We start from the raw sequence: 16,611 nt of genomic DNA on the forward strand, positions 1-16,611 counted from the left end.
TAATTATAAACCATAGATTAAAAAAAATGAAAAAAATAATTAGATTAAAACACATTATCCTATTAGTAATTATTGTCCTAAACTTTATTTCTTGTACCAAGGATGAAGGAGGCTGTGAAACAGAAACAGTTTGCGATGGGGCTGGAAATTGTATTGAAAAACCTATACCTGGTACATGTTTCTAATAAATCACACTTTTTAATAAATATCAGTATCGAATCATCCTATGAAAAAAATAATAATATTAGTTATTGGCATCCTAATTTCATGTCATACAGTAAGTAATGCACAAGAGAAAGAATATATTGTAACCTTTGAAAATGATACAATTTATGGAAATGTAAAGCGAAAGATGGATTACGGATATGCGCGTTATAATTTTAAGTTTAAAGAAAAAAAACAAAAAAAAAGAATTATTAAACCCAGTGAAGTCAAATTTTTTCAGACAATTGATGGTTTTGATGGAAAAGGCTTTTTTGAATCAATTAATAAAACTTATTTTTTGCAAAGAATTATAACTGGAAAAATTAATTTATATATTTCAGTGGGTAATTTGCAAGGGCAAGCACCTTCCTATTATTTTTCTAAAGATGGGTCAGAAATTAATTCTTCAAGTATTGGATACACTTTTTCTAGAGGAAAATCGCATACTCAAATCCGAAAACTAATTGAAGACAAACCAGAAATCTTAAAGGAATTTGATTCACTGAAAGGAAATAAAAAAAATATTGAATATATTATTAAAAAATATAACGAATCTAAAAATTAAAACTATTGCCAACAAAGTATCCTATGAAAAGCACTAGCCCAGTTTCTCAAAGTTAATATTTGTTTTTTTTAACTATCTCATTTTAATATTTTTAAACGTGTTGAATTAGGGATGAAGCTACGATTCATCTTTAATTCAATACTATATAACTTGCTCCGCATCCTAATTGTGATACACCCTTATTAATGTGTTCACCAGCATCTGTATGATTATAAGTTATAATAGGCCCAGCCACTTGCTAAAAAATTGTGAATGCACTTACCTATTCCTATGACCTCAACCATTTGATGAAATCAATAATTAACCCCACCACTAATACCAACAAGGTAAAAACAAGCTCAACAAACAACCCTATAACATTTATGTCTGCCTTATAAAAATGGAATAGAAACTATTGGTATTGTATCTGAAAAATGATGGAGTGACCCTCCAAAAAGAAGTGGATAATGGCTGTTAAAATGTGATTTTGTTGCTAATGGAAAGGTTTATAAAACATTTTCCAAAAGAGATAAATATGATTCGTATAAAATTGGGGATTCATTGACAATCAAATACTCTTCGAACTATCCTGATAATAATATTATTATTGAATTAGAATAACTACAGCCTAACAAAGAACTGAGTTAAAAAAGCTAGTAATCTATAAAACGAAATAAGAATACATTTATCTTTAGATTTTAAAACGCCTAATTATGTGTGCCAAAATGCAGCTTAAAAAGTATTATTAACCTGTAGCCATATTTCAGGACAAGACATTCCTTATGGTGCGTAAAAAAAGGATATGTTTATGGCTGACAGTTTAAAGAAATTAAAATGAATTCAAAATTGATTACGAGATATGAGGATAAACCAATATACAGAGACAAAGATTATTTGCCTGTATTTTTTTTATTTTTATCATTAATTGGTTTTGTTGTCTATACCTTATATGTAGATATGAATTCTATTGAATTAAATTACGAAACAAGTTTCAACGGTAGAGTTATAAATACTTTTAATCAAAAAAGTACTTATTATTTACGGTTATCAAATGAGGATAAATGGATAAAGCTTGAAGGCTTTTACAATAATTCCAAACCAAGAATGAATACTTCAGGTTGGTTCGTGAATTTGTTCTATAAAGGAGACATTGTGCATAAAAACAAAAACTCTAATCAAATGAACTTGATAAGAAATAATGAAAAATTTTCGTTTATACTAGAAAACTTAAATCAGGACTAATTAAAAATCTAAAAAAAACACTAAAGAACAACACACAATAATCTATATAAAAATTATGCTAAATTCAATGTAAAGCCTAATCTTTAACTTGTGCAAACTATGTCCCTTAATGAATCCTAATAAATTGAATTTCAAAAACTTACTATTAACTGTATTATTAATCACTTATCAATTGGCTAATTGTCAAAAAATGGTGTCGATTACAATTGATGATGTACCCAATTCAAATCGATTCGAAAAAGACAACTATCAATCGGTTCTTTTGAATAAATTAGACTCATTAAAGATCCCTATAGCAATATTTATTAACGAAGGACTTATCTACAAAACTGATTCCATTTCTAGAAACTTTGAACTTTTAAATAATTGGATTCAAAAGGAATATATAACGTTAGGTAATCATTCATTTAACCATCTAAGCTATTCCACAACTGGAATCGACTCTTTCGCAAACGAAATAATGAATGGAGAATCTATCTCTCGTCAACTTGCTAAAAAGTATAAAAAACCCATTAAATACTTTAGATTTCCTTTTAACGATTTAGGAAAAGATTCTATTCAACATGCACAAATAAAGGACTTTTTACAAAAAAAAGGATATATAATTACGCCATTTACAATTGGGAGTTCTGATTGGATGTACAATACTGTTTACGAACATTATTTAAATAAAAAAGAATTCAAAAAAGCGAAAGAAATCGGAGAGGCTTATTTGACTAAAACTTTAGAATATTTTGATTTTTTTGAGACTCTTGTAAAAGAAGATTATCAGCGAACAATCAAACAAATCTATCTTTGCCACGACAACAAGTTAAATGCAGACTTTTTACCTCAATTAATAAACGAATTAAAAAACAGGCAATATGAATTTATCAGTCTAGAAAACGCATTGACTGATAACGTTTATCAACAAAAAGATAATTATTTCAAAAAATGGGGGATTTCTTGGTTATACAGATGGCAGGCCACGCAAAAGGAGCGGAATGAAAATATGAAGAAAGAACCTTCCACCAAAACTATTATGGAATTGTATGAAGGAATCTTGAAGGAAAACAACGAATGAGTATAAAAAACGAAATGTCAACCATAAATATAAGGCATAGGGGCGGTATGTGCTATATTTAAGCGTAGTCATTCAACAAATTGTCAAGTTTTTCGTAGCAAGTCCACATGTTACCATATTTAAAGACGAGACACCCCTTAACGAACAATTGTATTTCATAAATACTTTTTTTATGACTCTATATTAGCATTGGTCTGTTAAACAATCCAATTATCATTCTAAAAGATAAATATTTACGAACTTCGCAGACTTAAACCTCTAGCGTCCCTGAATAATGAGTCACGATATTAGTTTTAAAAACATAAACAAACTGGCTATTCCCGCACTAATTGCTGGCATCTCGGAACCCATTTTATCCATAACAGATACCGCTATTGTAGGAAACGTAAATATAAATCCAACCGAATCATTAGCAGCTGTGGGTATCGTGGGCACCTTTATCTCCATGCTTATTTGGGTGTTAGGACAAACTCGTAGTGCTATTTCTTCGATTGTTTCACAATATGTGGGCGCCGATGAAGTTCATAAAATAAAAAATTTACCAGCCCAGGCTATTTTTATTATAACCTCCTTAAGTCTGCTAATAATCAGTTTAACCTTCCCCTTTACAAACACTATTTTTAAACTATATAATGCTTCCGATTTAATTTTAGATTACTGCTCGGACTATTATAAAATTAGAGTATTCGGATTCCCATTTACCCTGTTTTCAATAGCCGTTTTCGGAACATTTAGAGGTTTACAAAACACCTACTACCCAATGATTATTGCTATTATTGGTGCATCCTTAAACATCGTTCTAGATATTATTCTAGTCTATGGTATTGAAAATTTTATACCTGCTATGAATATAAAAGGTGCCGCATACGCCAGTTTAATAGCCCAATTTACTATGGCTATTTTTTCGGCATATTTTCTATTAACCAAAACCGATATCCCATTAAAATTAAGCTTCCCATTAAACAAGGAAATAAATAAGTTCATTATCATGATTCTTAATTTATTCGTTAGAACATTAGCTCTTAACATTACCCTGTATTTTGCAACTCGCTTTGCTACAGGTTACGGCCCCGAGTATATTGCGGCATATACCATTGGTATTAATCTGTGGTTTTTTGGCGCCTTCTTTATAGATGGCTATGCCAGTGCAGGCAATATTCTATCGGGTAAACTATATGGTGGAGAACAATATAACATCCTCATCCAGTTAAGTAACAAACTTATTACCTATGGAATTATAGTTGGCTGTATTTTAGCCGCTTTTGGCGCCCTATTTTATTATCCGCTAGGGCGCTTATTCTCTAGCGAACCGGAAGTTTTAAATTTGTTCTATAAATCGTTTTGGATTGTACTCATCATGCAACCATTTTGTGCCTTAGCATTTATTTTCGATGGGATGTTTAAAGGACTGGGAATGATGAAATTCTTAAGAAACCTATTATTATTTTCTTCAACCTTCGTATTTCTGCCGGTTTTATTTGTTGCAGATAATTACAACTATAAATTGCAAGGCATTTTTATAGCAATTATGCTATGGATTATTTCCAGAGGATTCCCTCTAATTGTAAAATTTAGAAAATTATTCATCCCACTTTCGCAAAAAAATTAACTTTGTAACGAAGCGCAATCAAAGAGCATGTATTCACTAATTACCTTCTTTCAGGAAATAGATATTAAAGAAAAAATTAAAAATGCCCCAGATAAAGGCTACGAAATTGGTGTGTTTATAGGTACCATGCTACCTTTTATCGTACTCGTTATTATTGCCTATTCAATTTACTATTACAACAAAAAAAAGAATCAATAAACATTATGGATATCCTATCATTTATCAGCGGAAACGGTTTGTTTCTTGTACTTGCTGTCGTATTAATAATTATTTATGTAGTTAACCGAAGAAGAAGACCCTAATTAGCGGGTCTTCAACCAGCCAGTAATACTTAATCGTTCGGCATTTACCGGTCGTACTTCGTGCTCGATAATCTGACTTTCAAAAATTACGATTCTACCTGGAAAAGGATATATGATTTTTTCTGTTTCCTGGCCATTTTCATTTAGATACAACACCAATTCACCTCCGTTTTCTGGCAGCCAGCCTTCTTCATTTAAGTAACACACAAATGAAAGTTTGCGCCTGTCATCATTCTGAAAGGTATCAATATGCCGTTTGTAAAAGGTCGATTTCGGATATACGGCATAATGAAATTCCTTATGTAAAATACCTAAAAAACAGGTTCTGTTTAAATAAGTGATTAGGTCGTTAACCTTATTAAAAAATAGTAGCTCCGAAGTATTAGCAATCGTTTCATCGATCCAGAAAATGTGATCGCCACGTATCGATTTAACAATAGATTCATTAACTCTATTGCCTATAGCAGCCTTTTTAAAGGCATCTTCTTCTTGCCGTATCACAAGCGATTGCCTTAATAAGTCGACCTCCTCTAAAGAGAAAAAATTTTCAACAATACTATATTGTTGCTTACCGATGTCAGAAATGATCTGTTCGTAAAGTGGATTTTCGCAAAAATCCAAAGCCTCAAAAAGATGACTCATAAATAAACCATAAAAACCATCTATTCACCGCGAATAAAAGTGCGCAAATGTAATGTAAAATCAGATTGCTTTAACAAAATGAATATCTTTGTAAAATAAATTTTATCCTATGAGCTTCATTCGCATCACAAAGAAATTTTCTTTCGAAACCGGACATGCACTCTACGGCTACGACGGCAAGTGTAAAAACGTACATGGTCACAGCTACAAACTCTCGGTAACGGTCATTGGTAAACCCATTGGAGACACGGCAAATGTTAAATACGGTATGGTAATAGATTTTGGTGATTTAAAGAAAATCGTAAAAGAAGAAATTGTAAATGTTTTCGATCATGCCACTGTTTTTAATAAAAACACACCGCATGTAGAATTAGCTCAGGAACTTGAAGAGCGCGGTCACAACGTCCTGTTAGTAGACTATCAACCTACTAGTGAAATGATGGTTATCGACTTTGCCAAAAAAATTAAAAAGCGTTTACCAAACCATATTTCATTACACTCCTTAAAGCTCCAGGAAACCGATAGTTCCTTTGCCGAGTGGTACGATTACGATAATATTTAGGGCGTTCCCCAAGGGTCAGGCTTTCGCGAGTCGCTTCTTAATTGTTTAGAACAATTAAAAGAGCTTCAACAAACGCTCAATCCTTAACGCAACTACTTACTAAAATTTCAAAAACAATTAACGTTTAGTAAATCGTCCCAACTAAATTTCCTCCAGACTAAGCAGGAATATATTATATTTACAGCATGCAAATTCCCAAAGGAAAAAAAATATATTTTGCCTCAGACAACCACCTTGGGGCACCTACAGCAGAAGCGTCCCGCCCAAGAGAGAAAAAATTTGTGGCTTGGCTTGATGAAATTAAACAAGATGCTGCAGCTATTTTTCTATTAGGCGATTTGTTTGACTTCTGGATGGAATACAAAAAAGTAGTTCCCAGAGGCTTTACAAGAACTTTGGGTAAGCTAGCCGAAATTAGTGATTCAGGTATTCCTATTTATTACTTTGTTGGTAATCATGACCTTTGGATGAATGGGTATTTTGAAGAAGAATTAAATATTCCTGTTTATCATAAACCTCAAGAATTTACATTTAACAATAAAACCTTTTTTATTGGACACGGCGATGGGTTAGGTCCGGGCGATAAAGGTTATAAACGCATGAAAAAAGTATTTACAAATCCATTTTGTAAATGGCTTTTTAGATGGTTACATCCAGATTTAGGCGTAAGATTGGCCCAACATTTATCCGTTAAAAACAAACTTATTTCAGGCGATGAAGATGCTAAATTCTTAGGAGAAGATAACGAATGGCTGGTACTTTATTGCAGACGTAAACTAGAACAAAAACATCGCGATTATTTTGTATTCGGTCACAGGCATTTACCATTAAACATTGACCTTGGCAATAACTCTAAATACATTAATTTGGGCGATTGGATTAATTTTTACACCTATGGTATGTTCGATGGTGATACCTTCCAATTAAAAGAATATTAATCCTCTTTACCGTGTGCATCTAAATCTTTGGTTAAATCCAGTTTTCTAAAACTTGGAGAAACTAATCCCGTGGCAATTACAATTATTAATGTCATTGTACCACCAAAAACAACAGCCGTGACGGTTCCCATTAGTTTCGCGGTTAAACCACTTTCAAAGGCTCCCAATTCATTCGAAGACCCAACAAACATAGAGTTTACGGACGACACTCGACCACGCATATTATCAGGAGTTTTTAACTGTAATATAGTTTGACGAATAACCATAGATACCCCGTCTGTCATACCACTAAAAAACAATGCTAAAACCGATATCCAGAACACAGAAGACAATCCGAAAACGATAATACAAATACCAAATCCAAATATAGCAGCCAATAATTTCATACCGGCATTTTTACTTATTGGAATATAAGCGGTAACCAACATAGTTAGAAAAGCCCCAACAGCAGGAGCCGCACGCAGCACTCCAAACCCTTCACTTCCCACTTTTAAAATATCTTGCGCAAACACAGGCAGTAAAGCAATGGCCCCACCGAACAAAACAGCCACCATATCTAAAGTCATAGCTCCTAATATAGCTTTGGTTTTAAATACAAAACGTACCCCTTCTTTTAAACTATCTACAACAGGCTCGCCTATTTTAGGATTCAGAATAGGTTTGGGCTTTATCTGTAGCAGAATGATTAAAGACAACATGACCAATCCAAAAATAATACATAAAGACCAGTGAACGCCTAGCCAGCTAATAGCAAAACCCCCAAATGCAGGTCCCAATACCGCGGCCATTTGCCAGGTCGAACTATTCCATGTTGCCGCATTAGGATATATTTTCTTAGGAACAATTAATGCCACCAATGAAAAAATGGTAGGTCCGAAAAACGACCGTAAAAACCCGCCAAAAAACACCAGACCATAAATACTATACAATATTGTTTTAGTATCCCAATCCTCAACTACAATTGGCCAGGTAAGAATAAATAATCCGAAACTAATAAGCGAAAACGCAGCAATACATAGTGCTAATAAGTTCCTTTTTTCCTTCTGATCGACAATATGTCCTGCAAATAAAGCCATGGTAAATGCTGGAATAATTTCCATAAGCCCGATAACACCAAGTGACAAGGGATCTTTAGTTAAACTATATACTTGCCATTCAATAATAATAAACTGCATGGACCAGCCAAACACCAGCACAAAACGCACCAACAAAAAGATATTAAACTCTTTAATTCGCAGGGCCGCATAAGGATCGGTTTTAGCCATAATTACACTTTAATATCCCGTAATTTTAATTGTAAAGATACATGTCCTTGCCATTCATTTTCATCAATAGAATACACGGCTTTAAATGGCACATTACTTTCAATAATTGACATTTTATCTGCCATATTAAAACCAATACCCACAAAACTTTGCGAATGCGGTTGTTTGACCGTAACACGTAGATGTGTTTTGTCTTCACCTACACATTTTCCATAACCAGTATCTTTTAAATTACTACTCATAAAAATTGGTGTCATATTACTTGGGCCAAAGGGTGCAAATTGCTTAAGTATTCTATAGAATTTGGGGGTGACCTCAGAGAAATCAATTTCACTATCAATATGTATTTCAGGCACTAACAAACTTCTATCTATAGTTTTAGAAACCTCATCTTCAAAAGCTTGTTTAAAAGCTTCGTAATTTTCGGCTTTTAAAGTTAATCCCGCGGCATATTTGTGACCTCCAAATTGTTCTATATGTTCACTGCAGGCTTCTAAAGCATTATACACATCAAATCCCTTCACGGAACGTGCCGAAGCCGCCAATTTATCCCCGCTTTTAGTAAATACCAAAGTTGGTCTGTAATAGGTTTCGGTAAGTCTTGATGCCACAATACCTATCACCCCTTTATGCCAGGACTCATGATAAACCACTGTTGTTAATCGTTCCTGTTCTTTATTGACAATTATCTGCTCAAGGGCCTCTTCGGTTATGCGTCTATCCGTTTCACGACGATCTTCATTATATGCGTTGATTTCTTCGGCATACCGAAGTGCTAATTCGGCATCTTCTTCCATTAACAGCGCCACGGCATAATTACCGTGCTTCATACGTCCTGCCGCATTTATTCTTGGTGCCACGGTAAATACCACATCAGTAATAGTTAACTCATTTTTTCTATTCACCTGATCTATAAGCGCCTTTATCCCAGGGCGAGGAAAGGTGTTTATTACTTGTAATCCGAAATGTGCTAACACCCTATTTTCTCCATCAATAGGTACGATATCTGCTCCAATGGCAGTTGCCACCAAATCTAAATAGGGTACTAAATCTTCAACCGTTTCTCCTATCTTTTCTGCTAAAGCCTGAATCAACTTAAAACCTACACCACAACCACAAAGTTCCTTGTATGGATACTTACAATCCTGACGTTTAGGATCTAAAACCGCTACGGCTTCGGGAATAGTATCACCAGGTCGGTGATGGTCACAAATGATAAAATCAATACCTTTTTCTTTGGCATAAGCAACTTTATCTATGGCCTTAATACCACAGTCGAGTGCTACAATAAGTGTAAAATCATTATCATCTGCAAAATCAATACCCTGATAAGATACACCATAACCTTCATCATACCTGTCAGGTATATACGTTGCCACATGAGGTGTTCTAGTTTTAAGATAAGATCCCATCAACGCCACTGAAGTGGTCCCGTCGACATCATAATCACCATACACTAAAATATTTTCTTCATTCGTAATGGCAGCCTCTATTCGTGCTACCGCTACATCCATATCTTTCATTAAATACGGATCATGCAAATGCTGAAAACTTGGTCTGAAAAAAGCTTTAGCATCATCGTATGTTTCAATACCACGCTGCAATAATAATTTTGCTACCGATGCATCAACATTAAGGGCTTTCTGTAAATGAGCTATTTTCTTAGTTTCTGGATTGGCTTTTATAGTCCAACGCATAGATTTGGGTGGGTTTTTTCTAATTTTTATGAAAGTGTGTTTCTACGGATACCTCAGCAAACTGGCGAAACATTTCCATCACGCCACAGTATTTTTCTACTGATAAATCTACGGCTTTCTGAAGCTTCTTCTCATCTAAATTATCTCCATAAAAATGGAAACTCATCACGACTTTATCAAAATACTTGGGATGCTCTTCAGTTAAATTGGCATCAATATCTATTTTTAAATTATCAACTTCAAGTTTCATCTTTTTAATTAAAGATGCCACATCTAAACCAGAACAACCTGCTAAACCTGATAACATTAAAGCTTTTGGACGATACCCCTCTCCTTTACCACCACTTTCTTCACCTGCATCCATAAATAAATTATGTCCTGATGGATTTGTACTTTCAAAGCGCATATCGCCTAACCATGTTGTTGTAACCTGAACTGCCATTATATAAAATATTTTTTTTGTTTCTTGTAATTTCAAAAATACTATTAAAAAATAAATTATGCCTTTAGTAACACCGTTATCTGCCAATCATGATTTAGAAACTAAAGAACTTGCAGAGTTTTTTAATGAAACCTTAGGCTTTTGTCCCAATTCGGTACTTACCATGCAGCATCGTCCTGAAATTAGTAAAGCTTTTATTCATTTAAATAAGGCAGTTATGGAAAACAAAGGACAGGTTACTTCCTCTTTAAAACGTATGATTGCATGGGTTAGTAGTAATGCAGCAGGTTGTAGATATTGTCAGGCACATGCAATTCGTGCCGCCGAACGTTACGGTGCTGAAAAAGAGCAACTCAATCATATTTGGGAATATAGAACACACCCCGCATTTAGTGAGGCCGAACGTGTTGCCCTAGATTTTAGTTTAGCAGCTTCCCAAATCCCTAATGCGGTAGACGATACCATAAAAAAGAGACTTTACAAATATTGGAATGAAGGCGACATTATAGAAATGTTAGGGGTTATTTCCTTGTTTGGCTATTTAAACCGTTGGAATGATAGTATGGCTACCTCTTTAGAATCAGGTGCTATTGAAAGCGGCGAACAGTATTTAGGTAAGCATGGTTGGAATAAAGGGAAGCATCAATAATACTTCCCTTCATATATGTTTCAATTACTTCTTTTTTAATGGCTGTGCTTCAAACACCAAACCATCAAAACCAGTATTCATAAAGTTTCTAATATTCTGGTGCCCTGTGCCATCAGGATCGTTTAGCACCTCATCAAAATAAAACTTACCAAAACAAGCTAAGGTTTCTTCTGGTGTAAATCCTTCCAATTTCGCTAAAGCAAAAAGCTTACAAGAACCAGAATTTTGTCCTGCGTCGTTTTGTAAATTACCATTTGTAAATGCTGTTGGCGTAAAGATGTAATTTGATTCTATCACAGCCATCGTATCATTGAATTCAACAGCTTCCGGTGTATGCTTTAATTTATTTTTGAATGTTTCTAGTGTCATAATAAAAATTTAGAATCGCAAAAATATATAGTTTTACATGACTACTTGCTTTTACCTGCAACAATTACCACAATTTCTCCTTTGGGTGGTTTATTGGTATAATATTCAAAAACTTCCTTTGCCGTTCCCCGAATGGTTTCTTCATACAATTTAGTAAGCTCACGGGATACAGAAACCTGCCTGTCTTCGCCAAAATACTCGCAAAAATGCCCTAGAGTTTTCACTAATTTATGGGGGCTTTCATAAAATATCATGGTACGAGGTTCTTCAGCTAGCAATAATAATCGTGTTTGCCTACCTTTTTTTACTGGCAAAAACCCTTCGAATACAAATTTATCGTTGGGAAGTCCCGAATTTACTAATGCCGGTACAAAAGCCGTTGCCCCTGGTAAACACTCTATATCAATACCATTTTCTATGCAGGCGCGTGATAATAAAAATCCTGGATCGGATATAGCGGGCGTGCCAGCATCACTTATTAATGCCACTACAGTGCCTGCCTTAATTTTTTGAACAATGGCCTCGACCGTCTTATGCTCGTTATGCATATGATGCGATTGCATATGCGTAGAAATTTCGAAGTGTTTTAATAATTTTCCCGAGGTACGGGTATCCTCTGCAAGTATTAAATCGGCTTCGTTTAAAACCTCGATAGCTCTAAATGTAATATCTTTTAAATTACCAATGGGAGTTGGTACAATGTATAATTTGCTCATGTGTTGGTGATTGAACAGTTTTTGCAAGCTTCTTTACCTACATAAAAAAGCTTGTCGTGAAGAACATTACCATAGAAAAGCATGGTAATACATTACTTATTGAAATTTATCGGTCACAATCTGAAATAAACGTTCTTCAAATTCTTCTTTATTCTGCCAGTTATTATAATCTGGTTTTACAATTTCTGTAATAAATTGCGTCGCCTCCTGTAGTGTCTTAAAAGTATTTAGTTGAGAAATTACACGCTCATAATCCTCATTCTTACCGTCGAACAAATGCTTAATAAAGGCAATTTTATCATTTAACCCAATGCTTAATCCGCCACCTTTTAATTTGTCGTTCAAAGATTTTTTTTCACCAGCACCATTTTTTATAGTTGGAACAGGATCGAATACCGGCATATCTTTAAAGCCTTCGGTTAAGTTGTCTAAATCATTTTTATTATAATCTTTTTTAGAAAGTAATTCATCTAATATGTCCTTGGGCTCTTCTTCAGCTTCGGGCATAAATGCTACCATATTTTTTATTTTCTCTATGGCAGGCTCCATAATACCATCGTCTTCTTTTTCATCCAGATTAATATAAAGTTTATCGCCAACTTCAATATTATCGCTTACCTGATTATTAAAAGCACTATCCAACATACCAAAAAACGACGAATCGCGCCCTATGGTAGGTAAGTCATCCTCAAAGTTCTCATGTGCAAATTTCAAAACTGATAGCTTTTCATAAAGTTGAGCCACTTCAGCATGCATTTTATCCACATCTTCCTTTCCCTTTAATTTCAGAATCCTATGCGCGATACTAATTAAATCGGCTTCAAGCTTCTTTTTCATAGCTACAATTTTTAATTAATTATGATTAAGACTTTTGTTTTTTAATAATTTTGCGCCACCTTTATACAAAAGATCAATCACTAAAATTTTAGTGTTAAAAATACAAAATGTTTCTTGAAAATACGGTAAATCATAAAGAACAATTCGGGTGGATTGAAGTCATCTGTGGATCAATGTTTTCGGGAAAAACCGAAGAATTAATCCGTAGACTCAGGCGTGCCCAATTTGCTAGACAAAAAGTAGAAATTTTTAAACCTGCTATCGATACTCGATATAATGAAGAGATGGTAGTGTCGCATGACGCAAATGAAATACGTTCTACACCGGTTCCTGCTGCGGCAAATATTCCAATTCTTGCCGATGGCTGTGATGTAGTAGGTATCGATGAGGCTCAGTTTTTCGATGATGAAATTGTGCGTGTTTGTAACGATTTAGCCAACAAGGGTATTCGCGTTATTGTTGCTGGATTAGACATGGATTTTAAAGGAAATCCATTTGGTCCGATGCCTTTTTTAATGGCTACCGCCGAATATGTCACTAAAGTTCATGCCGTTTGTACAAAAACAGGTAACCTTGCCCAGTATAGTTATAGAAAATCATCGAACGACAATTTGGTTTTACTAGGTGAAGTTGAGGAATATGAACCATTAAGTCGGGCTGCTTTTTATAAAAGTATGATGCGAGACAAAATTAGAAACATGAATGTTAATGATGCCGAAGAGGTAGTACCTAAACCTGATAATAACGATGCCTAAAGCGCAGGAAACCATCCTTGAAATAGATTTAAATGCCCTAAAACATAACTATGAGTATTTAAAATCGCAACTGCAAAATAACACCAAATTTCTAGCCGTTGTAAAAGCGTTCGCCTATGGTAGTGATGCTTGTGAAATTGCAAAATTTTTAGAATCCCTTAATGTTGATTATTTCGCCGTAGCCTATAACAATGAAGGGGTTTCATTGAGAGAATCAGGAATAGACACACCTATTCTCGTTTTACATCCGCAGACAGTAAATTTTAATAGTCTAGTTGAAAACTGTTTAGAGCCCAGTATTTATAATCATAAAATTTTGGATGAGTTTATTGAAACGGCGGAATCCAAACAATTAACAAACTACCCAATCCATTTAAAATTTAATACAGGCTTAAACAGATTAGGTTTTTCTAAAACAGATATAGATTCAGTAGTTTCAAAAATAAAGGCCACTAAAGCCATTAAGGTCAAGTCGGTGTTATCACATCTTGGAGCTAGTGAAGATTTAAATGAAAAAACTTTTACCCAAAATCAAATTAAATCTTTTGAAGACATTTCAACTAAAATTATTGGGGCTTTAGGGTATAGACCTATACTGCATCTATGTAATACTTCGGGTATCTTAAATTACCCAGAAGCCCACTTAGATATGGTTAGAAGTGGCATTGGTTTGTATGGTTTTGGTAATTCAGAAAAACAAAACAAAAATTTCAAACCTATAGCTAGTTTAAAAACAGTTATTTCACAAATACACACCATCCATAAAGGCGAATCAGTTGGTTATAATCGTGGATACATAAGCAATAGTAGTATAAAAACTGCCACCCTCCCTATTGGACATGCCGATGGTATTGGAAGACAGTATGGTAAAGGCAAGGGCTATGTTATTATTAATAATAAAAAGGCTCCTATTGTAGGCAATGTGTGTATGGATATGATTATGGTAAACATTACCAATATTGATTGTAAGGAAGGCGATGAAGTTATTATATTTGGCCCTTCTACAACCGCCGAACAACTTGCCGAAACAGCTAATACCATTTCTTACGAACTTATAACTGGTATCTCACAACGTGTAAAACGTGTATTTTTAAAATAAGTCCTTTAAACTTTGCATAATTTTTACTTATTTTAGTATTAACTAATCAAAAAATTAAAATTATGCTTAAAGAGTTTAAGGAATTTGCAATGAAAGGCAACTTAGTTGACATTGCCGTTGGTTTTGTTATGGGTGCGGCCTTTAAACAAGTTGTTACTTCGTTTACAGGAGGCATTGTATCGCCTTTAATTGGATTGATCTTCAAATCTAATTTTAACGATTTAAAATATGTCATCACACCAGGAATAGCTGATGAAACAGGTAAGGTTACAGGTGAAGTTGCAGTTCTCTATGGAAGCTTCTTAACAAATGTTATTGATTTTATTATCGTTGCCTTTGTCATGTTTATGCTTGTAAAAGGCATTAATAAAATGAAGAAGAAAGAAGAATCTGCACCAGAGGCTCCTAAAGGTCCTAGTCAGGAAGAACTTTTAGCAGAAATTCGTGATTTGTTAAAAAAATAATAGATTGTTAAATAAATAACACTGTGTTATTTGTTGTTAAAAAGCCTTGGTTTTAAAGAAACTAGGGCTTTTTTCTATTTCTAAAATAGAATTAATACTTAATTTTGCCAAATAATTAAATTATAATAAAACATAAAGGTAATGAAAGTAGCTGTTGTTGGTGCCACTGGTATGGTAGGCGAAGTAATGCTAAAAGTATTGGAAGAACGTAACTTCCCTGTTTCTGAGTTACTATTAGTAGCTTCAGAACGATCTGTTGGAAAAAAATTAAGCTTTAAAAATCAAGAATATACCGTTATTGGATTAGCCGATGCCGTAGCAGCTAAACCACAAATTGCCATTTTCTCTGCAGGTGGAGACACTTCCTTAGAATGGGCTCCTAAATTTGCTGAAGCAGGCACAACAGTTGTTGATAATTCATCAGCATGGCGTATGGATCCTACTAAAAAATTAGTGGTGCCAGAAATTAATGCCAATGAATTAACTAAAGACGATAAGATTATTGCCAATCCAAACTGTTCTACCATTCAAATGGTGTTGGCTTTATCTGAATTACACAAAAAATATAAAATGAAACGTATTGTGGTATCAACATACCAATCGGTTTCAGGTACGGGCGTAAAAGCTGTTAAACAACTAGAAAACGAAATTGCAGGTATAGAAGGTGAAATGGCTTATCCTTATCCTATAGGAAGAAATGCGTTACCGCATTGCGATGTGTTTTTAGAAAATGGTTACACAAAAGAAGAAATGAAACTGGCTAAAGAACCACAAAAAATATTTAGCGATAGCTCATTCTCTGTTACTGCCACTGCGGTAAGAATCCCAACTTCTGGTGGACACAGTGAGTCTGTAAACGTAGAATTCGAGAATGACTTTACACTTCCTGAAGTTAGACAAGTTATTAGCGAAACACCAGGTGTGGTATTACAAGATGATACAGCAAACAACTCGTATCCGATGCCAATATTTGCGCACGATAAAGACGAAGTATTTGTTGGTAGATTGCGTAGAGATGAAAGTCAACCAAACACATTAAACATGTGGATTGTAGCCGATAATTTACGTAAAGGAGCTGCTACTAATGCCGTTCAAATTGCAGAATATCTAGTTGAAAATGAATTAGTTTAATTTTAACTAAATCTTATAATTTCGAAACTCCTGTAGCCTGTTACAGGAGTTTTTTTTTGCTTAATTTTATGCCAAAAGTTA

At 34.3% G+C, this 16,611-nt stretch carries 19 protein-coding genes; 12 read left to right on the plus strand and 7 right to left on the minus strand.

The annotated features are described in order from the left end of the window. Positions 1-226 precede the first annotated feature (226 nt). The 5 genes from H611_RS0108625 to H611_RS14815 all read left to right on the plus strand — a co-directional run bounded on the left by H611_RS0108625 (position 227) and on the right by H611_RS14815 (position 4,860). Complete coding sequence (locus H611_RS0108625; protein WP_027137983.1) at positions 227-769, plus strand: hypothetical protein; 543 nt, start codon at positions 227-229, stop codon at positions 767-769. A gap of 813 nt (positions 770-1,582) precedes the next feature. Next, a complete protein-coding gene (locus H611_RS0108630; RefSeq protein ID WP_027137984.1) occupies positions 1,583-1,990 on the plus strand; it encodes a hypothetical protein in 408 nt (135 codons plus the stop codon). 109 nt (positions 1,991-2,099) lie between these two features. After that, positions 2,100-3,053, plus strand: a complete 954-nt coding sequence (locus H611_RS0108635) for a polysaccharide deacetylase family protein (protein ID WP_027137985.1) — start codon at positions 2,100-2,102, stop codon at positions 3,051-3,053. A gap of 274 nt (positions 3,054-3,327) precedes the next feature. Then, on the plus strand, positions 3,328-4,662 hold the full coding sequence (locus H611_RS0108640; protein WP_027137986.1) for an MATE family efflux transporter: 1,335 nt from the start codon (positions 3,328-3,330) through the stop codon (positions 4,660-4,662). A gap of 27 nt (positions 4,663-4,689) precedes the next feature. Further along, on the plus strand, positions 4,690-4,860 hold the full coding sequence (locus tag H611_RS14815) for a hypothetical protein (protein WP_169515992.1): 171 nt from the start codon (positions 4,690-4,692) through the stop codon (positions 4,858-4,860). Between the two features lie 104 nt (positions 4,861-4,964). Here the strand turns inward: H611_RS14815 and H611_RS0108650 are convergent, their stop codons facing one another. Beyond that, positions 4,965-5,606 carry a 2OG-Fe(II) oxygenase gene (locus tag H611_RS0108650; protein ID WP_027137987.1) on the minus strand — a complete coding sequence of 214 codons (642 nt, stop codon included), beginning with the start codon at positions 5,604-5,606 and terminating at the stop codon, positions 4,965-4,967. A 109-nt stretch (positions 5,607-5,715) separates the two neighbouring features. On the opposite strand from H611_RS0108650, the gene H611_RS0108655 reads away from it, so the two are divergent. Together H611_RS0108655 and H611_RS0108660 are read left to right on the plus strand one after the other, a co-directional pair. Next, positions 5,716-6,168, plus strand: a complete 453-nt coding sequence (locus H611_RS0108655) for a 6-pyruvoyl trahydropterin synthase family protein (protein WP_027137988.1) — start codon at positions 5,716-5,718, stop codon at positions 6,166-6,168. Between the two features lie 185 nt (positions 6,169-6,353). Beyond that, the gene (locus tag H611_RS0108660) at positions 6,354-7,106 is read left to right on the plus strand and encodes a UDP-2,3-diacylglucosamine diphosphatase (RefSeq protein WP_027137989.1); all 753 of its coding nucleotides are present in this window, start codon (positions 6,354-6,356) and stop codon (positions 7,104-7,106) included. Here H611_RS0108660 and H611_RS0108665 read toward each other — a convergent pair. Genes H611_RS0108665 through H611_RS0108675 form a run of 3 tightly spaced genes read right to left on the minus strand, consistent with a single transcriptional unit; the run spans position 7,103 to position 10,510 of the window. Next, positions 7,103-8,371, minus strand: a complete 1,269-nt coding sequence (locus H611_RS0108665) for an MFS transporter (RefSeq protein WP_027137990.1) — start codon at positions 8,369-8,371, stop codon at positions 7,103-7,105. The two genes, H611_RS0108660 and H611_RS0108665, sit on opposite strands and share 4 nt — an antisense overlap. A 2-nt stretch (positions 8,372-8,373) precedes the next feature. Beyond that, positions 8,374-10,068: a single-stranded-DNA-specific exonuclease RecJ gene (gene recJ / locus H611_RS0108670; protein WP_027137991.1), complete on the minus strand. Its 1,695-nt coding sequence runs from the start codon at positions 10,066-10,068 to the stop codon at positions 8,374-8,376. Positions 10,069-10,087: 19 nt separating this feature from the next. Then, positions 10,088-10,510, minus strand: coding sequence for an OsmC family protein (locus tag H611_RS0108675; RefSeq protein ID WP_027137992.1), 423 nt, complete (start codon positions 10,508-10,510; stop codon positions 10,088-10,090). Between the two features lie 58 nt (positions 10,511-10,568). Here H611_RS0108675 and H611_RS0108680 point away from each other — a divergent pair, with 58 nt between their 5' ends. Next, positions 10,569-11,159, plus strand: coding sequence for a carboxymuconolactone decarboxylase family protein (locus H611_RS0108680; RefSeq protein WP_027137993.1), 591 nt, complete (start codon positions 10,569-10,571; stop codon positions 11,157-11,159). A 24-nt stretch (positions 11,160-11,183) separates the two neighbouring features. On the opposite strand, the gene H611_RS0108685 is transcribed toward H611_RS0108680, so the two are convergent. The 3 genes from H611_RS0108685 to H611_RS0108695 form a co-directional block, all read right to left on the minus strand. Then, positions 11,184-11,528, minus strand: a complete 345-nt coding sequence (locus H611_RS0108685; RefSeq protein WP_027137994.1) for a HopJ type III effector protein — start codon at positions 11,526-11,528, stop codon at positions 11,184-11,186. A gap of 41 nt (positions 11,529-11,569) precedes the next feature. Next, the gene (gene rsmI, locus H611_RS0108690) at positions 11,570-12,244 is read right to left on the minus strand and encodes a 16S rRNA (cytidine(1402)-2'-O)-methyltransferase (protein WP_027137995.1); all 675 of its coding nucleotides are present in this window, start codon (positions 12,242-12,244) and stop codon (positions 11,570-11,572) included. Positions 12,245-12,340: 96 nt separating this feature from the next. Then, entirely contained in the window at positions 12,341-13,081 is a 741-nt protein-coding gene (locus H611_RS0108695; protein ID WP_027137996.1) for a hypothetical protein, read from the minus strand. A 107-nt stretch (positions 13,082-13,188) separates the two neighbouring features. Between H611_RS0108695 and H611_RS0108700 the strand changes: the two genes are divergently transcribed. The 4 genes from H611_RS0108700 (at position 13,189) to H611_RS0108715 (ending at position 16,530) form a co-directional block, all read left to right on the plus strand. Next, the gene (locus H611_RS0108700) at positions 13,189-13,836 is read left to right on the plus strand and encodes a thymidine kinase (RefSeq protein ID WP_027137997.1); all 648 of its coding nucleotides are present in this window, start codon (positions 13,189-13,191) and stop codon (positions 13,834-13,836) included. Next, positions 13,829-14,935 (plus strand): alanine racemase, encoded by a 1,107-nt coding sequence (gene alr / locus H611_RS0108705; RefSeq protein ID WP_027137998.1) that lies wholly within the window; start codon positions 13,829-13,831, stop codon positions 14,933-14,935. Before H611_RS0108700 ends, alr begins: the two co-directional genes overlap by 8 nt. A 62-nt stretch (positions 14,936-14,997) precedes the next feature. Next, complete coding sequence (gene mscL, locus H611_RS0108710) at positions 14,998-15,399, plus strand: large-conductance mechanosensitive channel protein MscL (protein WP_027137999.1); 402 nt, start codon at positions 14,998-15,000, stop codon at positions 15,397-15,399. A gap of 141 nt (positions 15,400-15,540) precedes the next feature. Beyond that, positions 15,541-16,530 carry an aspartate-semialdehyde dehydrogenase gene (locus H611_RS0108715; protein ID WP_027138000.1) on the plus strand — a complete coding sequence of 330 codons (990 nt, stop codon included), beginning with the start codon at positions 15,541-15,543 and terminating at the stop codon, positions 16,528-16,530. The last annotated feature ends 81 nt before the right edge of the window (positions 16,531-16,611 follow it).

The organism is Gaetbulibacter saemankumensis DSM 17032 (assembly GCF_000425645.1).
Lineage (GTDB): Bacteria > Bacteroidota > Bacteroidia > Flavobacteriales > Flavobacteriaceae > Gaetbulibacter > Gaetbulibacter saemankumensis.